The following is a 19,165-nucleotide window of genomic DNA, read 5'->3' as shown; positions in this document are numbered from 1 at the left end:
GCGGTCTCCTATAGCAACAGAACGGCCGCAAGGCCCAGGAAGGCGAAAAAGCCCACCACATCGGTCACAGTGGTCACAAAGGCGCCAGAGGCCAGCGCCGGGTCAATTCCGGTTTTCTCCAGTAGAACCGGGACCACAGTGCCCGCCAGCCCTGCCACGACCAGATTGACCACCATCGCGACAGCAATGACCACGCCCAGCATCGGCGAGCCGAACCAGGCCAGGCCCACCAGCCCCATGACAATGGCGAAGATCACCCCGTTGACCAGCCCCACCAGCACTTCGCGGCGGATCACCCGCCAGACGTTGGAACCGGTAAGGTCGCGGGTGGCGATGGCGCGCACCGCGACGGTCAGCGACTGGGTGCCTGCGTTGCCGCCCATAGAGGCGACGATCGGCATCAGCACGGCCAGCGCCACGATCTGGGCAATCGCAGCCTCGAACTGGGCAATCACCAGCGAGGCCAGCACCGCCGTCACCAGGTTCACTGCCAGCCAGGGGAAGCGGCGCTTGGTGGTCTCGATCACCCGGTCTGCCAGCGAACTTTCCTCGCCGACACCGGCGAGGCGGAGGATGTCCTCCTCGTGCTCTTCGTCCAGCACGATCATCGCATCGTCGATGGTGATCACACCGACCAGCCGACCTTCGTCATCAACCACCGGAGCCGAAATCAGGTGGTACTGGTTGAAGGCATAGGCCACGTCTTCTTCGTCCTGATCGGCGGGAATGACCTGAAAAGTCTCCTCGACCAAATCGGTCAGCGTCACATGGCGTTTGGTGGCCATGATGCGGCCCAGGGTGACATTACCGATCGGATGCAAGCGCGGATCAACCAGCACCACATGGTAGAACTGGTCCGGCAGATCGTCGGAGTTTCGCATAAAGTCAATGGCTTGCCCGACGTTCCAGTGCTCAGGCGCCATCACTACCTCGCGCTGCATCAGGCGGCCGGCAGAATTTTCCGGGTAACTCAGCGATTGTTCGACCGCAACCCGGTCGGCGTCTTCCAGCGCGTCCAGGATGGCTTCCTGCTGCGGAACCTCAAGATCTTCCAGAAGGTCGACGACGTCATCGCTCTCCAGCTCCCGCACCGCGTCGGCCAGCACCAGCGGGTTGAGGGTCTCGATAACCTCCTCACGGATGCTTTCATCCAGTTCCGAGAGGATCTCGCCGTCGAACTCCCGGTCATAAAGCCGGATCAGGCTGATCCGGTCGTCGGAATCGATCTGCTCCAGAAGGTCGGCGATGTCCGCTGCGTGCAAGTCCTCCAGCAGTTCCGTCAGGGACTGCTGATCGCCCTGCTCCACCGCCTCCAGAACCTGCGCGACCAGCTTGCGGTCCAGATCATAGGCGTCTTCCTGAGAATGATCGCCGGTGATGTTGTCGCCGCTGCTCATCTGATGCCCCCGGATTTCTGCGTCTTTGCGTGCAAAATAGAAGACGCCGCCACCGGAAAACAATGGCGTTGCTGCAATTTACCCGCGCCCTTTCGGCGGGTATCCTGCGCGGAGCCATTTTGCAAGGAAAGGGTTGGACGCATGGGTACAGGTTACATCCTGAAGGGGCAGGTTCTCGCCTTTTCCGCCTCTCCCTTTGCCGGGGATCGCCCGGAAGATGCTGCCCGGCTGGAGGAGGCCGTAGCGGTGCAGGACGGGCGGATTTCCGGCACTGGTTCCCTGGCAGAAATGCAGTCGCTGCTGCCGGAGGCACAGGCCGTGGACCACAGCGGCAAGCTGATCATGGCCGGCTTCGTCGATGCCCATGTGCACTATCCGCAGACCGCGATAATCGCCAGCTGGGGCAAGCGGCTGATCGACTGGCTGAACAGCTATACCTTCCCAGAGGAAATGCGGTTTGGCGAGCGCAGCTATGCGGACGAAATCGCAAACCGCTACCTGGATCTGACCGCGGCCCATGGCACCACCACGGTCTGCAGCTACTGCACCATCCACCCCGAAAGCGCCGATGCGTTCTTTGCCGCAGCGCAGGCGCGCGGTCAGCGGGTGGCTGCGGGCAAAACCTGCATGGACCGCAACGCGCCGGAGGGGCTGCGGGACACCCCGCAGTCGGCCTATGACGACAGTGATGCGCTGATTGCCCGCTGGCACGGTGTGGACCGGCTGGAATACGCGATCACCCCGCGGTTCTCCCCCACCTCATCCCCGGAACAGCTGGAGGCGATGGGCGCGCTTTGGGCCAAACATCCGGAATGCCTGATGCAGACGCATCTGAGCGAGCAGACGGATGAGATCGAGTGGGTGAAATCGCTGTTCCCGCAGGCCCGCGATTATCTGGATACTTATGAGGAATTCGGCCTCTTGGGCGCCAGGGGGCTTTATGGCCATGCGATCCACCTGGAGGAACGCGAACGGCACCGGCTGCGCGAATTCGGCGCAGCACTGATCCATTGCCCGACGTCGAACACCTTCATCGGCTCCGGCCTGTTCGACATGGCCGGGCTGATGGCAGAGGGCCAGCGGATCGGACTTGCCACCGACACCGGCGGCGGGTCGAGCTTTTCGATGCTGCGCACTATGGCGGCGGCCTATGAAATCGGCCAGCTGCGCGGCACCCCGCTGCATGCGGCGCAGCTGCTGTGGCTGGCGACCCAAGGATCGGCCGCAGCGCTGCGGATGGAGGGTAAGATCGGCAACATCGCAGCCGGCATGGAGGCGGATCTGGTGGTGCTGGACCTGGCCTCCACCCCGGCCATCGCCCAGCGGGCCGCGCGGGCCGGCGATATCTGGGAAGCTGTGTTCCCGACCATCATGATGGGCGATGACCGGGCCATTGCAGAGGTCTGGATCAGCGGCCGGCGGGATTAGAAGAGGCGCTGGCGCGGATATTTGCAGCCAGAAGAAGACCAAGCCCCTTAGTCCATCAGCCGTTGCGCCAGTTGGCCGTGGCGTTCGATCAGACGCGGCAGGTCCAGGGTGATCAGGTCACCGCCACGGATAATCTGCTTGCCCTCGACAAACAGGTGTTTGACCTGCGTGGGACCAGCCAGCAGCAGGGCGGCAGCGTCCCAGCTGCCGCTGGAAGCCACGCCCCTGGTATCCCAGACCGCGATATCGGCGCGTTTGCCCGTTTCCAGGCGGCCGCAATCGGGGCGCCCCAGCACATCCGCACCGCCGCGGGTGGCGATTTCCAGCGCCTCATAGGCGCTCATCGCGTCGGCCCCGTTTGCAACCCGTTGCAGGAGCATGGCCTGCCGCGCCTCGGCGCTGAGGCTGGCCATGTCGTTGCTGGCGGACCCATCGACCCCCAGCCCCACCGGCACGCCCGCATCGCGCATCGCGCGCACAGGTGCGATGCCGCTGCCGAGGCGGCAGTTTGAACAGGGGCAATGGGCAACCCCGGTGCGGGTTCTGGCAAAGAGATCAATCTCTTGCGTGTCGAGCTTGACGCAGTGGGCGTGCCAGACGTCATCGCCGGTCCAGCCCAGTTCCTCAGCGTACTGGCCGGGGCGGCAGCCGAACTGGGCCTGGGAATAGGCGATGTCCTCGTCGTTCTCGGCCAGGTGGGTATGCAGCATCACCCCCTTGTCGCGGGCCAGCAGCGCGGCATCGCGCATCAGCTCGCGGCTGACGGAAAACGGCGAACAAGGGGCGAGGCCAACCCGGCACATGGAGCCTTCGGACGGATCGTGGAAGGCGTCCACCACCCGGATCATGTCATCAAGGATAGCGCGCTCAACCTCGACCAAGCGGTCCGGCGGCAGGCCGCCATCGCTTTCGCCGATGCTCATGGCACCGCGGGTGGGATGGAAGCGCAGACCCACATCGCGGGCGGCGTGGATGGTGTCCTCCAGCCGGGAGCCGTTGGGATAAAGGTACAGGTGGTCGGAGCTGAGGGTGCAGCCTGACAGCGCCAGTTCGGCGAGTCCCAGCTGCGCTGAGACGAACATCTCATCCGGGGTGAACCGCGCCCAAATCGGGTACAGGGTTTGAAGCCAGCCGAACAGCAACGCATCCTGTCCGCCCGGTACCGCGCGGGTCAGGTTCTGGTAGAGATGGTGATGAGTGTTCACCAGACCGGGCGTAATCACGCAGCCGCGACCGGAGACCACGTCGCCGCTGGTTTGCAACCCCTGCCCGACTGCGGCGATCACGCCGCCCCGGATCAGAACATCTGCGCCGTGCAGCACGCGGCGCTCATCATCCATCGTCAGGATGGTATCGGCATTTTGAATCAGGATCTCTGTCATATCCACACACTCCTACAGACAACCCGCTTCATGGAATGTGTGATGGGCCGATGGAAAACGGGCGAAGAACCGGCCTGCGGTAAATCTACAGGCCGGGGCTGCCGGATTCAACCCGCCTCTGTTTGCCGCAGCAGCTCCAGTGCGGCCGCGTGGATGTCCGCATTGGCCGCGGCCAGGGCGCGGCCGCCGTTGTGTGCCGGGTTGCCCTGCCAGTCGGTGACAATGCCGCCTGCCGCCTGAATCACCGCAATCGGCGCTTGGATGTCATAGGCGTTGAGGCCTGCCTCGATCACCAGGTCCGCTTGCCCGGCCGCAACCAGCGCATAGGCGTAGCAATCCATACCATAGCGGGTCAGCTTGGCTTGGGCAGAGACCCGTTCGAAGCCTGCGCGCTCTTCTGCGGTTCCGACCTCTGGGAAGGTGGTGAACAGGATCGCCTCCGACAGCGCCGTGGTGCCGCGGGTCTGCAGGGGCATTTCGCCGAGCGGGCCGGTCATCAAGGCGATCTCCGCGCCGCCGCAGAAGCGTTCCCCGGTATAAGGCTGGTCAATCACGCCAAGGAAAGGGCCATTTTCATCCCCCAGCGCAATCAGCACCCCCCAGGTCGGCGTGCCGCTGATGAAACCGCGGGTGCCGTCAATCGGATCCAGCACCCAAGTGCGGCCGGAGCTGCCGGCCTCAGCGCCGAACTCCTCGCCCAGGATAGCGTCCTGCGGGCGCAGCTCTGCCAGCACGGCGCGCATTGCCTGTTCGGCAGCGCGGTCAGCCACAGTCACCGGGTCGAACCCGCCCGTCAGTTTATTTTCGCTGTTCAGAGAAGAGGTTCGGAAATGCGGCAGGATGGCGGCGCGGGCTGCGTCTGCCATCCTGTGTGCAACGTCGAGATCGGAAAGTGCGGCCGGTGTCATAGCTAAACGGGTGCCACCAGGCCGCTTTCATTGCAAGCGCAAAGCCGGCCGACCGCCAATTTTGCGCTGCAAATTCGTGTCAACGGCAGCCCTGGCTTCAGGCGACGTCGCTCAGCACACGGGCCAGTTCGAACAGGCGGCGGCGCTGGTTTTCCGGAATGGCATAGTAGGAGCGCACCAGATCCAGTGCCTCCTTGTCACCCATCAGATCTTCCGGCACGGAGGCCTTCTCGGCGGGGGCCTTACCCTCTTCCTGCAGGCCTTCGAAGAAGAAGCTCACCGGCACTTCGAGCGCATCGGAAATATCCCACAGCCGGGAAGCGCTGACCCGGTTGGCACCGGTTTCATACTTCTGGATCTGCTGGAACTTGATGCCAACCTGCTCGGCAAGCTGCTGCTGCGTCATGCCAATCAGCCACCGGCGATGGCGGATGCGCTTTCCCACGTGCACGTCTACGGGATGAGCCATGCGATTCTCCTAAATCTATAAATCCGGCTGCGACCCGGACCGCTGTTCCAATACCATGTTGCGGCGCTTTCCACTGCTTGCCGGAAACACGTTTCCCCATCAGAGCGATCTGACCTCAACCTCTGATCAAAAGTGTACAACCCTTGCGGTTGATTGCAAGACTGCCGTCGCGTGTTGCGAGGGGCTGCAAGTCAAGCGCATGATTTCATGCATCATTTTTCTAAACGTTTTATTGCCAAGCCACTGCAGATCGCGTACCTCCCCAGAAATAGCGAGGTGTGCAGCGCGGCGCCAAGCCGCGAGTGTTGCTGCGCGAATCATGGCGATTCCCGTAACAGGTGAGGAGAGGACATGCAGGCTTTCCAGGTTTCAGCCTTCGGCCAGCCAGCCGCTTTGACGCAAACAGAGTGCCCGCCCCCGGCTGCCGGGCAGGCAGCCGTCGCCCTGCGGGCCTGCGGACTGAACTTTGCAGACCTCCTGATGATGAAGGGCAGCTACCAGGACACGCCAGAGCCGCCCTTTACCCTGGGGCTGGAAGCGGCTGGAACTGTCACGGCTCTTGGCAGCGGAACAGAGGGTCTTGCCATCGGCGACCGGGTGGCGGTGTTCGGCGGTTCCGGCGGGCTGGCAGAGGCCGGGGTGTTTGATGCCGCGCGGCTGATCCGGATCCCGGATGCGATGAGTTTTGAGCATGCCGCGGCCATTCAAATTGCCTATGGCACCAGCCACATGGCGCTGGATCACTGCGCCCGTCTGCAACCGGGGGAGACCCTGCTGGTGACAGGCGCCGCCGGCGGCGTCGGACTGACCGCGGTGGAGATCGGCAAGCTGATGGGTGCAACGGTGATTGCCCAAGCCCGCGGTCAGGACAAGCTGGAGGTGGCGGCAGCGGCGGGTGCCGATCACCTGATCGATGCAGGGGAGGACCTGCGCAGCGCGGTCAAGACGCTCGGCGGCGCTGATGTGGTCTATGACGCCATTGGCGGCGATGTGTGGAAGGCGGCCTTCCGCTCTGCCAATCCCGGCGCACGGCTGCTGCCGGTGGGGTTTGCCGGCGGCGAGGTGCCGCAGATCCCAGCCAACCACTTGCTGGTGAAGAACCTGACAGTGATTGGATTCTACCTGGGCGGCTACCTGAAATTCCGCCCCGAGGCGGTGCGCAAATCCTTTGAGACGCTGTTTGCCTGGCACGGCGCAGGCCGCATCAAGCCGCATATCAGCCACACCCTGCCTCTGGCGCAGGCGGCGGAAGGGCTGGAACTGCTGCGCAGCCGCAAGTCCACCGGCAAGGTGGTGGTTACCATGAGCGGCAGCTGACGGGTTGCAGCAACGCTTTGGCAGGGGGGGCAGCGCCCGCCCGCTGACAGCGCATTTTTTGCAAAATGCACCGCAACGGTTGGGCCAGGGTGCGTTGGCAAAGCCAGAGCAGCCTGCGAGAGCGGAAGGGCCGCCGCGCCTGTTTGCACCGCGGGTTCCCTGAAAGGCGACTTTAGCCAGAAGCCGGAGCTGCGCGACCCGCTGCCAGGTCAGCTGGCCGCCCGCAGCGGCGACGACCACAGCCCCTGGAAGCCTTGGCGGATGATTTCGGCCAGTTCCTCGACGTAGGGCGCGTGCACGCGCTCAGCGCCGTAGAGGTTAATGTGCTGCATCGGCAGTTCCGGCAGGCCGCAGCCCGGGCCGATCAGTTCCTGGTAAGACGGCTGAGTGCCTTCCATCAGAACGCCGACGGCCAGATCGGCGCTGATTGTCGCCTCAACCGTGCGGTCGGAATCGCTGTCCAGCGCCATTTCCCATCCGATGCCGGCCTCATCCAGCGCCGCAGTCGCCACCGGGCGGAAGCTGCAGTTGCGGCAGAAGCCAAGCCGCAGGGGCCGCTGCCGCCAGACTGATCCGTCCGGCGCGCCCGCCCAGCGCAACGGCATGCTGTGGATCGTCTCCGCACCCTCGCCCGCGCCGGTTTCGGTGGTCAGGATCAGGTCGAAGGCGCCGCGCGCAAACTCGGCCTTGAGGTCGCGGGTGTTCGAGGTGCAGAGGTTCACGTTTACCCGCGGGTAGCTGAGGCTGAACCGTTTCAGCACCTGCGGGATAACCGGGTGCACCACGTCATGCGGCACCCCCAGCAGCACCTCGCCTTCAAAGGCCTGATCGGTCAGTCGGCTGATCACCTCGTCATTCAGCGCCACCATCTTGCGGGCATAGCCCAGCATCTGCTCGCCCTCCGCCGTCAGCGCAATGGTGCGCCCGGACCGGTCCAGCAGCTCCAGCCCCAGAAGCTCCTCCAGCCGCTTCATCTGCATCGAAACCGCCGACTGCGTGAGGTGCAGGAAACCGGCGGCACGGGTCACTCCGCCGTACTCTGCCACCGCCACAAAGGAGCGGAGCGTGGTGATATCTAGATTTCTAACCATCACAGAACCTGATTCATTGGATCAAAAACATTCGTTTTCAAAATATGCCACAGGTCCTCATACTCATCAATACAATTGATCACCCAGAAGGGATGCATCACAAACTCAACTGAAGGACCAAGCCAATGACCCTCGTTACCTCCCATTGCTCGCCTGCCTGCCGCGCGGCAAAGCCGCAGCTGTCCGTGACCGCCCGCCTTCGGCTGCATCTGGCGGCCTGGCGCCAGCGCCGCCAACTGGCCCGGCTGGATGACCGCGCGCTCGAAGACATCGGCGTGACCCGTGCGCAAGCAGATGCGGAGGCCCGGGGCGGCTTCTGGAGGGCGCCGGATCATTGGAGTTTCTGAGTGAGCGCCGCCCTCACAGTCCCCAGCCTGACATGCGGGCCGCCGCAGCGCGGCCCGTTGGCTTGTTTTTCATGTATTTCTTTGTCCTAAATACTTGAACCGAACCCCGCTTCACCCGATATTTGGCAGGAAAGCTGCGGCCCGCGGTCCCATACGTGTGCCGACAGCGAGGGAGTAGATTACGGAGACCATTCAAAATGGCACAATTCGACACCATCCGCTCTGCTGCAGGCGCCCGCGCCCAGCAGATTGATGAGGGCCTCCGCGCCCACATGAACAAAGTCTATGCCACCATGTCGGCAGGCACGTTCATCACCTTCCTGGCCGCCTGGGCAATTGCCGGGCTGGCCGTCACCTCGGACCCGGCCAATGCCGTGGCCCAGCTGAGCGCTGACAAGTACCTGACCAACATCGGTTATGCGCTTTATGCCTCGCCGCTGAAGTGGGTGATCATGTTCGCCCCGCTGGCCTTCATCTTCGGCATCGGCGCCGCCGCCAACCGCATGTCTGCGGCGGGCGTGCAGCTGCTGTTCTATGTCTTCGCCACTGTGATGGGCCTGTCGATCAGCTCGATCTTCCTGGTCTTCACCGGCGAAAGCATCGTGCAGGTGTTCCTGATCACCTCCATTGCCTTTGCAGGCCTGTCGCTGGTGGGCTACACCACCAAGAAGGACCTGAGCGGCATGGGCTCCTTCCTGATCATGGGCCTGATCGGCCTGATCGTGGCCTCGATCGTCAACATCTTCCTGGCCTCCTCCGCCATGGCCTTTGCGATCTCGGTCATCGGCGTGCTGATCTTTGCGGGTCTGACAGCGTATGACACACAGCGCATCAAAAACGACTACCTGCAGATGGCCCACGCGGGCGACCAGGAGTGGCTGGCGAAGTCCGCGATCATGGGCGCCCTGAGCCTCTATCTGGACTTCATCAACATGTTCATGATGCTGCTCCAGCTGCTTGGAAACCGCGAATAACCGCAGGTCACATACCAAAACAGCGAGGGGCGGATCGTAATGATCCGCCCCTTTTCATTTGAACAACGATAACAGGGGGCATACCCATGAAAATCATTGAGATCCCAGCGGCAGAATCAAACCGCCTGCTGCCGCTCCTGCAGGACCTGCACGCGCTGCACGCAGAGCACCAGCCGGAGAGGCACATTCCAGCCCCTGGCAGCGACGATCTGGCCGCCTGGCTGCAGGACTGGCTGCAGGATGAAAACGTCTTTGCACTGGCCGCAGAAAGCCCGCAAAGGGCGTTGCTGGGCTACCTGATCTATGAACTGCAGGACCGCCCTCCCCTGCCCGTCCGCGCTGCAGAGAAACGCGCCATGCTGCATCATATCTCGGTCACCGAAGCCTGGCGCCGGATGGGTGTCGGTAAAACGCTGGTGGAGGCGATGAAGACGCGCGCGCTGGCAGAAGGCGCAACGGTGGTTGCGGCCACTTACGCGCCATTCAACAGCGCCTCAGCCGCGCTGATGCAGGGCATGGGCATGGAGCCGGTGCTGACCGTCGCAGAGTGGCGCGCCTGAGGTCAGGCGCCAGAGCAATCAAGGCCGGCGGAAATGGCAACCGTTCCTTGCCGGCCAGCCTGCACCCTGCGCAGGCCCCCGTCCACACGGCAGCCTGAGGCGCTGTGCAGCAGGCTGCGCAGTTCTTCTGCCTCCGCGATCTCCGGCAGGACCGGCACCGCGCTGGTTTCTGGCACGCTCAGCACCGCTATACCAGCACTGCCGTCGCGCAGCAGGCTCAACGCCAGCCTGCGCCCGTTCACTCGGACATAATGTTCAGAAACCATCTGCTGCGGTGTCCCCCGAGCTCGGGAGGCTGATGCCGCAGCGGGCAAACGCGCAGCACTGACCGCCGGAGGCAGCGGCACCGCCGCCTTTGCTTCATAAAAACTGGACACCGGCGCCCCGGCCGCTGACAGCACCATCGCTAACAAAACCACTTTCACAGCACATCCGCCCGCTTGCTTCCAAACCCACGCGTCTTAGGTTAGGCCGGAAATGGGGCAGGAAGGTGCCGCGGCACGTGGCAATCCGCGCAGCATTTTCCGACAATTGCAGACAGGCGGCCGATCCAGCAGCGCAGGCTAAGGAAAGGCGCAAAAGAAAACGGGCCGCGCATCGCGCGACCCGTTTCCGGAAATCAGTCAGCAAGGAAGGCTTACTTGATTTTGCCTTCTTTGTACTCGACATGCTTGCGCACAACCGGGTCATACTTACGCACAACCATTTTCTCGGTCATGGTGCGTGCGTTTTTCTTGGTCACATAGAAGTGGCCGGTGCCCGCGCTCGAGTTCAGGCGGATCTTGATGGTGGTCGGCTTCGCCATGGTGCTTCTCCTGCGTCCGAAAAGGCAGGGGCCTCTCGGTAAATTCCTATCTGAAGCCCGGCTTTTACCCTCCCTGCGCCCCAAGTCAACAGCCAAATCGCCCGGAAGCCGCCACTGTGGGCCGATTCTGCCTGCCCGGCCCGCACATCGGAGCCTTTCGGCGGCTTTGCCCCCTGCAGGAGGCCGCGAAACACGGCCTTCGGGGAAAATCGCTTCATTTCCAAGGACCCGAGACCTGTCCCACCGCCCGGTACTGTTGCCGAATCCCGAGAGAGGAGAGGCCGGCCGCCAGGGCCGGAAAACGAGTCTTTTAAAGCGCGCGTTGACCGGCTGTTGATTGCGCCGCAGTACGCGAGATCACGGCCCGGACCGGCCACCGCCTATGAGCCGATGAAACGCGCAGAAGGCCTGTAAGCCGGATCCTGTCCCCCCTGCCCCGTAAGGCAGGGATCGATGGCCATTCATCTAGGCGGCGCATTGCTGCACCGCTCAAGCTGCCAACCCGGTCCCTCTCGGCTGAAGCGAACCTAGCGGCGGTATCCCGGAGAACCGGAACCAGCCCGCGCGGGGACCCTATTTGGCATTGCTCCCGGTGGGGCTTGCCATGCCGCCCCTGTTGCCAGGGGCGCGGTGGGCTCTTACCCCACCGTTTCACCCTTACCAGCCCGGGGGCTGGCGGTCTGTTTTCTGTGGCGCTTTCCGTCGGGTTTCCCCGCCCGGGCGTTACCCGGCACCGCTGCTTCATGGAGTCCGGACTTTCCTCGCGGAGCTGACGCTCCCCGCAGCCATCCAGCCTTCTGCGCGAAGGGAGGCGTAGGAACAACGGCGCGCGGCGTCAAGCGGATAGTGTGATTTTCAGGGGCTTTGCCCCTCTTGGCCCCAGGGCCAATTCCCCCCCAGGATACTTCCAGCCACAAGAAGACTGGATCCCGTTTTTCTTCTGGCCTCAAATATCCCGGAGCGCGAGGCAGAGCCTCGCAAATGCGCGTCCTCAGCAGGCAGGCGGGTGCTGCGGCGGGAAATCCTCTGCCGAAAGCGGCCCGTGCGCCCAGGGCCGGAACCGCAGCCGCACGGCCGATAAAAGTGTATTGTCGTCTGCCGGAGCTGTGAAACCAGCCGCGGCGGCGGCTTGGCGGAAAACCGGGAAAGTCACCGGCCCCGGCGGAGGTGTGCCCGCGCTGCCCGCAGCCAGCCCCTGCCGGGCCAGGCGCGCCCAATCAAAACGCGGGCCAGGATCGCATTTGCGCCCTGGCGCCATGCAGGAATGGCCGATCACCCCGGCGGGGGGGATGTCCCAGCGCTGCATGATGCCGCGCGCCAGAGCTTCCAGCGCCGTCATCTGCGGCTCGCTGAACGGATGGGTTCCGCGGTTGTCGAGTTCGATGCCGATGGAGCGGGAATTGATATCCGCCTGCCCGGCCCATTCGCCCGCACCGGCATGCCAGGCGCGGCGGCCTTCGGCCACCATTTGCCAAAGGCTGCCGTCCGCACCGATCAGGTAGTGGGCGGAAACCTCTGCCGCGGGATCGCAGAGCCGCTCCAGCGCGGCTGCAGCGCTGTCCATTGCGGTGTAGTGCAATACGATCAGGGACGGCATCAAGCCGTCCCTGCGCGGCCCGTGGTTCGGGCTGGGATGCCACCTGGCGCCTGCCTGGTCAGGCGTCATCAGTTCTGGACGGCCTGCCGGTAGGGCGCCGGGTCCCAGCCGCAGGCAAAGCCGTCGCCATCCGGGTCCAACGCCTTGCGGTCGCGCTTGGGGCCGCCGCTTTCGAGAAAGGCTATCTGGGCCTGATCGGGTGAGGCGAACTCAGCGCAATTGCGCAGGCTGCGGGCCTTCAGGTTGATGCCAGCGCGTGTATAGAGCCGCACGCCCTTGGGGTTGGAGGTGCTGAGCGCGTATTTCACGATATTCGGGCCGGTGCCGTCAGCGCGTTCCGGCACCGCGGTGGGCTGCACCTGCTGGTACTGCGACCGCTGGCGCTGCAGCCGGGCGGCGTCGCTTTCGATCGACTGGCGGGCGGATACCGCCTGGAAATCGTTCTCGTCCGAGATGCCCGCGTTGCCTGCCAGCTGCGGCGCCGGGTTGGACGGGCTGGCGTCCAGCAGCGCCGTGCCGGAATTGCTGCCGGAGGCTGCCAGGGCCGCTTGGGTTTGCCGGGCAATGTCCGCGTCGCTGGCGGATGCAGCGGAGCTGCTGAACGTGCCGGCCGTTGTGGTGGCGGCAGCGCTGCGCGGTGCTGTACCCGCCGGAGACGGTACGGCCTCAGCAGACACCCGCGCAGGCGGCACCAGCGGGTCGCCATTGATGGTGGTGCCTGCGGCAGGCGGCGGCGCAAACGGGTCGCCGTCGATGCCAACGCCTGCGGCGCTGTCGGGAATCTGGGGGGAACAGGCAGCCATAACCAGAAGGCTGCCTGCGGCGGCGTAAGATGCGAATGCGCGCATGGGGTACCTGTCAGCTCTGCTCAATTGCTTGCGCAGATGCTTACCACCATTGCTGCGGCTTGGCTACAAAGCCAGCCGCATTCTCCAGCGCATAGGCAGTGTTCAGCAGATCGCCCTCTTCCCACGGCTTGCCGATCAGCTGCAGGCCCAGCGGCAGGCCCTGGCTGTCCAGGCCCGCAGGCACCGCGACGCCGGGCAGGCCCGCCAGGTTCACGGTGACGGTGAAGACGTCGTTCAGGTACATCTGCACCGGATCCGCTTCGGTCATCTCGCCCAGGCCAAAGGCCGCGGACGGGGTGGCCGGGGTGAGGATCGCATCGACACCGGCGGCAAAGACGTCCTCGAAGTCCTTCTTGATCAGGGTGCGGACGCGGCGGGCGCGATTGTAGTAAGCGTCATAGAAGCCTGCCGACAGCACATAGGTGCCAACCATCACCCGGCGCTGCACCTCGTGGCCGAAGCCCTCGGCGCGGGTCTTCTCGTACATCTCGGTGATGCCGTCGCCGGCTTCCAGCGTGGCGCGGCGGCCATAGCGGACACCGTCGTAACGGGCCAGGTTCGAGGACGCCTCAGCCGGGGCAATCACGTAATATGCCGGCAGCGCATACTTGGTGTGGGGCAGCGAGATATCGACGATCTCGGCACCGGCTGCTTTCAGCATGTCTGCACCGTCGGCCCACAGTTTCCCGATCTCAGCGGGCATGCCGTCCATGCGGTATTCCTTGGGAATACCGATCTTCTTGCCGCGGATATCGCCGGTCAGCATCGCCTCGAAATCCGGCACCGCCAGTTCGGCAGAGGTCGAATCCTTGGGGTCATGGCCGCACATGGTTTCCAGCATGATGGCAGCATCGCGCACCGATTTGGTCATCGGCCCGGCCTGATCCAGCGACGAGGCAAAGGCGACGATGCCCCAGCGCGAGCAGCGGCCGTAGGTCGGCTTGATGCCGACGGTGCCGGTGAAGGCGGCGGGCTGACGGATCGAGCCGCCGGTGTCGGTGCCGGTCGCAGCCAGGCACAGGTCAGCCGCAACAGCGGAAGCCGAGCCGCCGGAGGAGCCGCCCGGGGTCAGCTGGGCGTCATCATTGCCGCGGCGCCAGGGGCTGACGGCATTGCCGTAGACGGAGGTCTCATTGGAGGAGCCCATGGCGAACTCATCCATGTTCAGCTTGCCCAGCATGACGGAGCCGGCATCCGCCAGTTTCTGGCTGACGGTGGATTCATACTCCGGCTTGAAGCCTTCGAGAATCTTCGAGGCCGCCTGTGACGGCACGCCCTTGGTGCAGAACAGATCCTTGATTCCGATAGGCAGGCCGCACATGGAGGGTGCATCGCCCGCTTTGATGCGGTCGTCCGCAGCCTTGGCGCGGTCCATCGCCAGCTCGGGCGTCTTGTGCACGAAAGCGTTCAGGGCGTCAGCCGCATCAATCGCCTTGAGGCAGGCTTCGGTCAGTTCAACGGAGGTGGTGTCGCCCTTGCGCAGCGCGTCGCGGGCCTCTGCCAGGCCCAGTTTGTTCAGATCGCTCATGTCTCTTACTCCACGACTTTGGGCACAGCGAAGAAGCCTTCGCGGGCGTCCGGCGCATTGGCCAGCACCTTGTCCTGCTGGCTGCCGTCGGTGACTTCATCCACGCGGCGCTTCAGGCGCTGCGGGGTGACGGAGGTCATCGGCTCGACCCCCTCGACGTCCACCTCGTTCAGCTGCTCGATGAAGCCCAGGATATTGTTGAACTCGTCTGCCAGCGCCGGAAGTGCTGCGTCCTCAACCTTGATCCGGGCCAGTTTGGCCACCTTGGCGGCGGTGCTTTGGTCAATCGACATGGAAACCCTCATCTGGTGTTGGATAGGCATTTACCGCTGTGGTGCCTGCGCTGCAAGCCGGCATGGGGTGTTCCCTGCGTTGCGCCGGCCTCCAGGGGCAAGCGCGGCAAATTATCCGCAGGCTTCAATTCCATTTCGCACCCAGCCTGTTAGGCTTCCGCCAAGCACAACGGGAGGAGAAAACCGATGAAGATCATTTGGCTGGGCCACGGCTCATTCCGCATCGAAACCAGCGGCCAGGTGCTGCTGGTGGATCCCTGGCTGAGCGGCAACCCGGTGCTGCCAGAGGACAGCCACGAGGACGCCATTGCGGGCGCCACCCATATCCTGCTGACCCATGTGCATTTCGACCACGTCGTGGACGTGCTGCCGCTGGCGAAGCGGCTGGAAGTGCCGGTGGTCGGCCAATACGACCTGATGGGCCTATGGGGCGAGACCGAAGGGGTGCAGACCGTTGGCTTCAACAAGGGCGGCACAGTGGATTTGGACGGGGTCAAGGTTGCCATGGTGCCAGCCTCGCACAGCTCCACCTTTAACACTCAGGACGGGTTGCGCACCGGCGGCTCTGAAGTGGGCTATATGCTGATGGCAGAGGGCAAGACGGTCTATCTGTCCGGCGACACAGCGATCATGGCCGACATGGAGTGGATGGGCGATTATTATAAGCCGGACGTGGGTATCCTGTCGGCAGGCGGCCATTTCACCATGGATATGAAACAGGCGGCCTATGCGGCAAAGCGGTATTTCGATTTCAAGACGGTGATTCCCTGCCACTACAAAAGCTTCCCGGTCCTGGAGCAGGACGCCAAGGACCTGATCGAAGGCCTGCCGGGGGTGGAGGTGATCGAGCCGCAGGTGATGCAGGCGATCGAAATCTGACACGCCCGGGCTGGCGGTGCCCCTCCCGCCCGTCGCCGGATCTGCCGCGCAGATCCGTTCCCGTTGGGCGTGGCGCCGGGCCTGGCGGCCCGGCGCGGGCGGCTTTCAAGCCGCCGGCTTCATCTGCGGCACGGTGAACGCAGCGCGCGCTGCCGCTGCCTTCCCGCGGCAGATGCAACCGCGGGCGTGGTCATTGATCAGCCCCATCGCCTGCATAAAGGCAAAGGCGGTGGTCGGGCCGACAAATTTCCAGCCGCGTTTTTTGAGCGCCTTGGAAAGCGCCACGGATTCAGGACTTGTAGAGGCGGTCTGCGGCTCCGGCAGGTCTCCCGGCTTCGGCTCGAAGCTCCAGAAAAACGCCGCCAGCGAGCCAGCCTCAGCCACCAGTTCCTGAGCCCGGGCGGCGTTGTTGATCACCGCCTCAATCTTGCCGCGGTGACGGATAATGCCCTTGTCCTGCAGCAGCCGCTCCACGTCTGCCGCGCCGAATTCCGCCATCTCGTTGAAATCAAATCCGGCAAAGGCGGCGCGAAAATTCTCGCGCTTGTCCAGAATGGTCCGCCAGCTGAGGCCGGACTGAAAACTTTCCAGGCACACTTTCTCGAACAGGCGGATATCGTCGCCCACCGGGTAACCCCATTCCTCGTCGTGGTAGCGCAGGAAATCCGGTGCCGCGGCGCTCCAGGCGCAGCGGGGATGGCCATCGGCGGCTGTGACGGTATGGCTCATTCCCCGCCCCGCAGGAAATCAAGCCGGGGATCCATCATGGTGGGTGCCACGCCAATGATTTCCGGCTCCACCACGCCGCCGGTTACAAAAGGGTCCTGCGCGACGCGGGCGGCCAGGTCCTCTTCGCTTTCCCCCACGGCAAGGATCGCGCCCCCCTCGCCATCGGTCATTGAGCCGGCGGCAAGGAACACTCCATCTTCGAAACCCTGCTGGAGCCAGGCCTTGTGACCCTCCAGAAATTCGGCCAGGCGGTCTGTCTCCGCCGCAAATGAAAGCAAAATGAAATACATGTTTGTCTCCTGTGATGAGTGTTAGGCAGGGTGATCTCTCGGCAGCTGTTCCTTGACCCAGTCCTGCATCAGTGCCACCTCGCGGCAGATGAAATCCGCGTCGCCAAACGCTTGCGCCAAGGTCGCCACGCCCTGGCTTCGGGCCAGAAGATGCATCGCCAGCCCGCTGGACCGCGCGCCGCACCCCAGCGCCTGAAACTGCTGGCTGAGCCAATCCTGGAACATTGTAAAGAGAGCAACAGCCTGAACTTGCGCGGCGTGATTCAGCTTACCCAGCTCGGTGGCCAAGGACCCAACCGGGCAGCCGTAGAGAGTGATTTTGGCCTGATTGACAATCAGGATACGAATAAAGCAGATGATCCGCTGCTCAGGGCCGGCGCCTTCCGCCTGCCAGCCGTTCAGCATGGTGCGGGTTTTGGCCATACGCCGTGCGATCACCGCTTCAAGGATGTCGTCCTTAGTCTTGAAATGATAATAGAAATTGCCGCGCGAAATGCCGACCGCCGCGGCGATGTCCGCAAATGACGTGGCCTCGAACCCGCGCTCATAGAACAGCTGATCCGCGGCTTCCGCGATCCGGTCCCTGGTTGTTTCCTGTGCCATCCGCGCCCCTAGGACAATTGACCCACCCGCTTATAGGACAAGTGACCTAATTCAGCAACAGCAAATCCAGCATTGGCGCACCACCCCGGCGCTCAGCGTTTCTGCGCGAAGAATTCCTTGAGCAGCGCGCTGGCCTCGCCTTCCGCAATCCCGTCATAGACCTCGGGCGCGTGATGCGCCTGCGGATGGGAGAACACGCAGGCGCCATGGGCCACTCCGCCGGACTTGGGGTCGGAGGCACCGTAGTAAACCCGGCGGATGCGGGCTGCGGCAATGGCAGCGGCGCACATGGCGCAAGGTTCGAGTGTCACATAGAGGTCGAAGCCGGTCAGCCGCTCACTGCCCAGATGCGCGCAGGCTTCGCGGATGGTCAGGATCTCGGCATGAGCTGTTGGATCGTTCAGCTCGCGGGTACGGTTGCCCGCCTGCGCCGCCACCCGCCCGTCCGGCGCAATCAAGGCAGCGCCTACCGGAACCTCGCCGCGCGCTGCCGCGGCCCGCGCCTCAGCCAGCGCCTTATCCATATGCGATTTGAATGCCATGCCCCTTCCTGCCCGCGAATGCCCGCTTTCGCAAGACGGCGGAATGCTCTATGGCACAGGCATGAGCAAAGCACCCGCATCCCCCAAGGGCAAACCCGGCCCGAAATCCCAGCCCCGCAAGGCACCGGCAAATCCCGAAGCAGGCGCCGCGCCCGAGGGCGACCGCATTGCCAAGGTCCTGTCGCGCGCCGGTGTCGCGTCCCGCCGCGAAGCGGAACGCATGATTGCCGAGGGCCGTGTTTCGGTGAACGGCAAGAAGATCGACAGCCCGGCGCTGAACGTGACCGCCATTGACCGGATCAGTGTAGACGGCCAGCCGCTGCCGGAGGCGGAAGCGCCGCGGATGTGGCTGTATTACAAGCCCATCGGGCTGGTAACGTCGAACAGCGACGAAAAGGGCCGCAAGACCATTTTTGACGAGCTGCCGGAAGACATGCCGCGGGTGATGACGGTGGGCCGTCTCGACCTCAACTCAGAAGGCCTGCTGCTGTTGACCAATGACGGCGGCATCAAGCGCAAGCTGGAGCTGCCCTCCACCGGGTGGCTGCGCCGTTACCGGGTGCGCATCAATGGCCGGCCCAAGGACGAGGATTTTGCCCCGCTGCGCAAAGGCCTGGTGATTGAGGGCGAGAGATTCCAGCCGATGACCGTGTCGCTGGACCGCCAGCAGGGTGCCAATGCCTGGCTCACCGTTGGCCTGCGCGAGGGTAAGAACCGCGAGATCCGCCGCGCAATGGAGGATATCGGCTTCAGCGTGAACCGCCTCTTGCGGGTGTCTTACGGGCCGTTTCAGCTGGGTGACCTGAAACCCGGCGCGGTTGAGGAGCTGCGCCCGCGCGTGGTGCGCGACCAGCTGGGTCTGGAACCGGAAGAGGAAACGCCCTCAGCCCGCCCCGCCCGCTCCCGCAGCGGCAAGCCGGCAGGCAGGCCGATGGGCAAGCCGGGCGGAAAACCGCCAGCAAAGACACAGGGAAAAACCGGCAAACCGGGGGGCAGAACCGCCGCACCGCGCCAGGAACGCCCCGCCGGACACGGTGGCGGCAAGCGCCCGATCGGCAAGAATCCCCGGCGCTGAGCCGATTCCCGCAGACTTCCCCCTAGCAACAACGGCCGCTATCCCCTAGATTTCCAATCAGTTAATCTATGCTGGCGGTTTTAGGGGGGCTTTCGCGTGCAAA

Annotated in this window: 22 protein-coding genes and 1 other RNA gene; 7 read left to right on the top strand and 16 right to left on the bottom strand. The window is 64.0% G+C overall.

What is annotated here, in order from left to right; genetic code table 11:
• Positions 1–8: 8 nt before the first annotated feature.
• The gene (gene mgtE / locus AC5STB_RS14235) at positions 9–1,397 is read right to left on the bottom strand and encodes a magnesium transporter (RefSeq protein ID WP_495443463.1); all 1,389 of its coding nucleotides are present in this window, start codon (positions 1,395–1,397) and stop codon (positions 9–11) included.
• Between the two features lie 141 nt (positions 1,398–1,538).
• Between mgtE and guaD the strand changes: the two genes are divergently transcribed.
• On the top strand, positions 1,539–2,825 hold the full coding sequence (guaD, locus tag AC5STB_RS14230; protein ID WP_495443462.1) for a guanine deaminase: 1,287 nt from the start codon (positions 1,539–1,541) through the stop codon (positions 2,823–2,825).
• A 47-nt stretch (positions 2,826–2,872) separates the two neighbouring features.
• Here guaD and AC5STB_RS14225 read toward each other — a convergent pair whose 3' ends face one another.
• The 3 genes from AC5STB_RS14225 to AC5STB_RS14215 form a co-directional block, all read right to left on the bottom strand.
• Positions 2,873–4,207: an 8-oxoguanine deaminase gene (locus tag AC5STB_RS14225; RefSeq protein ID WP_495443461.1), complete on the bottom strand. Its 1,335-nt coding sequence runs from the start codon at positions 4,205–4,207 to the stop codon at positions 2,873–2,875.
• A 107-nt stretch (positions 4,208–4,314) separates the two neighbouring features.
• Positions 4,315–5,115 carry a histidinol-phosphatase gene (gene hisN / locus AC5STB_RS14220; RefSeq protein ID WP_495443460.1) on the bottom strand — a complete coding sequence of 267 codons (801 nt, stop codon included), beginning with the start codon at positions 5,113–5,115 and terminating at the stop codon, positions 4,315–4,317.
• 97 nt (positions 5,116–5,212) lie between these two features.
• The gene (locus AC5STB_RS14215; protein WP_291728680.1) at positions 5,213–5,584 is read right to left on the bottom strand and encodes a helix-turn-helix domain-containing protein; all 372 of its coding nucleotides are present in this window, start codon (positions 5,582–5,584) and stop codon (positions 5,213–5,215) included.
• A gap of 351 nt (positions 5,585–5,935) precedes the next feature.
• On the opposite strand from AC5STB_RS14215, the gene AC5STB_RS14210 reads away from it, so the two are divergent.
• Entirely contained in the window at positions 5,936–6,901 is a 966-nt protein-coding gene (locus AC5STB_RS14210) for an NADPH:quinone oxidoreductase family protein (RefSeq protein ID WP_495443459.1), read from the top strand.
• A 209-nt stretch (positions 6,902–7,110) separates the two neighbouring features.
• Here the strand turns inward: AC5STB_RS14210 and AC5STB_RS14205 are convergent, their stop codons facing one another.
• Positions 7,111–7,992: a LysR family transcriptional regulator gene (locus AC5STB_RS14205; RefSeq protein WP_495443458.1), complete on the bottom strand. Its 882-nt coding sequence runs from the start codon at positions 7,990–7,992 to the stop codon at positions 7,111–7,113.
• Positions 7,993–8,117: 125 nt separating this feature from the next.
• Between AC5STB_RS14205 and AC5STB_RS14200 the strand changes: the two genes are divergently transcribed.
• The 3 genes from AC5STB_RS14200 (at position 8,118) to AC5STB_RS14190 (ending at position 9,873) form a co-directional block, all read left to right on the top strand.
• On the top strand, positions 8,118–8,339 hold the full coding sequence (locus AC5STB_RS14200; protein ID WP_495443457.1) for a DUF1127 domain-containing protein: 222 nt from the start codon (positions 8,118–8,120) through the stop codon (positions 8,337–8,339).
• 197 nt (positions 8,340–8,536) lie between these two features.
• Positions 8,537–9,313 (top strand): Bax inhibitor-1/YccA family protein, encoded by a 777-nt coding sequence (locus tag AC5STB_RS14195; protein ID WP_019295727.1) that lies wholly within the window; start codon positions 8,537–8,539, stop codon positions 9,311–9,313.
• Between the two features lie 86 nt (positions 9,314–9,399).
• Positions 9,400–9,873, top strand: coding sequence for a GNAT family N-acetyltransferase (locus AC5STB_RS14190; protein WP_495443456.1), 474 nt, complete (start codon positions 9,400–9,402; stop codon positions 9,871–9,873).
• Positions 9,874–9,875: 2 nt separating this feature from the next.
• On the opposite strand, the gene AC5STB_RS14185 is transcribed toward AC5STB_RS14190, so the two are convergent.
• The 7 genes from AC5STB_RS14185 to gatC form a co-directional block, all read right to left on the bottom strand.
• Positions 9,876–10,139, bottom strand: coding sequence for a hypothetical protein (locus tag AC5STB_RS14185; RefSeq protein ID WP_495443455.1), 264 nt, complete (start codon positions 10,137–10,139; stop codon positions 9,876–9,878).
• 371 nt (positions 10,140–10,510) lie between these two features.
• Positions 10,511–10,678 carry a 50S ribosomal protein L33 gene (gene rpmG, locus AC5STB_RS14180; RefSeq protein ID WP_008554190.1) on the bottom strand — a complete coding sequence of 56 codons (168 nt, stop codon included), beginning with the start codon at positions 10,676–10,678 and terminating at the stop codon, positions 10,511–10,513.
• A 395-nt stretch (positions 10,679–11,073) separates the two neighbouring features.
• Positions 11,074–11,479: RNase P RNA component class A (gene rnpB, locus AC5STB_RS14175), an RNA gene on the bottom strand.
• 190 nt (positions 11,480–11,669) lie between these two features.
• On the bottom strand, positions 11,670–12,344 hold the full coding sequence (locus AC5STB_RS14170; RefSeq protein ID WP_495443454.1) for an N-acetylmuramoyl-L-alanine amidase: 675 nt from the start codon (positions 12,342–12,344) through the stop codon (positions 11,670–11,672).
• Positions 12,344–13,123: a hypothetical protein gene (locus tag AC5STB_RS14165; RefSeq protein WP_495443453.1), complete on the bottom strand. Its 780-nt coding sequence runs from the start codon at positions 13,121–13,123 to the stop codon at positions 12,344–12,346. The genes AC5STB_RS14170 and AC5STB_RS14165 overlap by 1 nt, the downstream gene beginning before the upstream one ends.
• 40 nt (positions 13,124–13,163) lie before the next feature.
• On the bottom strand, positions 13,164–14,651 hold the full coding sequence (gene gatA / locus AC5STB_RS14160; RefSeq protein WP_495443452.1) for an Asp-tRNA(Asn)/Glu-tRNA(Gln) amidotransferase subunit GatA: 1,488 nt from the start codon (positions 14,649–14,651) through the stop codon (positions 13,164–13,166).
• Positions 14,652–14,656: 5 nt separating this feature from the next.
• Positions 14,657–14,944, bottom strand: coding sequence for an Asp-tRNA(Asn)/Glu-tRNA(Gln) amidotransferase subunit GatC (gatC, locus tag AC5STB_RS14155; RefSeq protein ID WP_495443451.1), 288 nt, complete (start codon positions 14,942–14,944; stop codon positions 14,657–14,659).
• A 186-nt stretch (positions 14,945–15,130) separates the two neighbouring features.
• Here gatC and AC5STB_RS14150 point away from each other — a divergent pair, with 186 nt between their 5' ends.
• Positions 15,131–15,823, top strand: a complete 693-nt coding sequence (locus AC5STB_RS14150) for a metal-dependent hydrolase (RefSeq protein ID WP_495443450.1) — start codon at positions 15,131–15,133, stop codon at positions 15,821–15,823.
• A gap of 105 nt (positions 15,824–15,928) precedes the next feature.
• Here AC5STB_RS14150 and AC5STB_RS14145 read toward each other — a convergent pair whose 3' ends face one another.
• From AC5STB_RS14145 to AC5STB_RS14130, 4 genes are all read right to left on the bottom strand, one after another.
• A complete protein-coding gene (locus tag AC5STB_RS14145; protein ID WP_495443449.1) occupies positions 15,929–16,552 on the bottom strand; it encodes a DNA-3-methyladenine glycosylase I in 624 nt (207 codons plus the stop codon).
• Complete coding sequence (locus tag AC5STB_RS14140; RefSeq protein WP_495443448.1) at positions 16,549–16,842, bottom strand: YciI family protein; 294 nt, start codon at positions 16,840–16,842, stop codon at positions 16,549–16,551. Before AC5STB_RS14140 ends, AC5STB_RS14145 begins: the two co-directional genes overlap by 4 nt.
• Before the next feature lie 21 nt (positions 16,843–16,863).
• The gene (locus AC5STB_RS14135) at positions 16,864–17,445 is read right to left on the bottom strand and encodes a TetR/AcrR family transcriptional regulator (RefSeq protein WP_495443447.1); all 582 of its coding nucleotides are present in this window, start codon (positions 17,443–17,445) and stop codon (positions 16,864–16,866) included.
• 92 nt (positions 17,446–17,537) lie between these two features.
• Positions 17,538–17,987 carry a nucleoside deaminase gene (locus AC5STB_RS14130; RefSeq protein ID WP_495443446.1) on the bottom strand — a complete coding sequence of 150 codons (450 nt, stop codon included), beginning with the start codon at positions 17,985–17,987 and terminating at the stop codon, positions 17,538–17,540.
• Between the two features lie 61 nt (positions 17,988–18,048).
• Here AC5STB_RS14130 and AC5STB_RS14125 point away from each other — a divergent pair, with 61 nt between their 5' ends.
• Positions 18,049–19,062 carry a pseudouridine synthase gene (locus AC5STB_RS14125; protein WP_495443445.1) on the top strand — a complete coding sequence of 338 codons (1,014 nt, stop codon included), beginning with the start codon at positions 18,049–18,051 and terminating at the stop codon, positions 19,060–19,062.
• The last annotated feature ends 103 nt before the right edge of the window (positions 19,063–19,165 follow it).

The sequence above is a fragment of the Leisingera sp. CC-HEC093 genome (assembly GCF_059429195.1).
The sequence above is the reverse complement of the archived record's forward strand: the minus strand, read 5'-3'. Positions and strand labels throughout refer to the sequence as shown.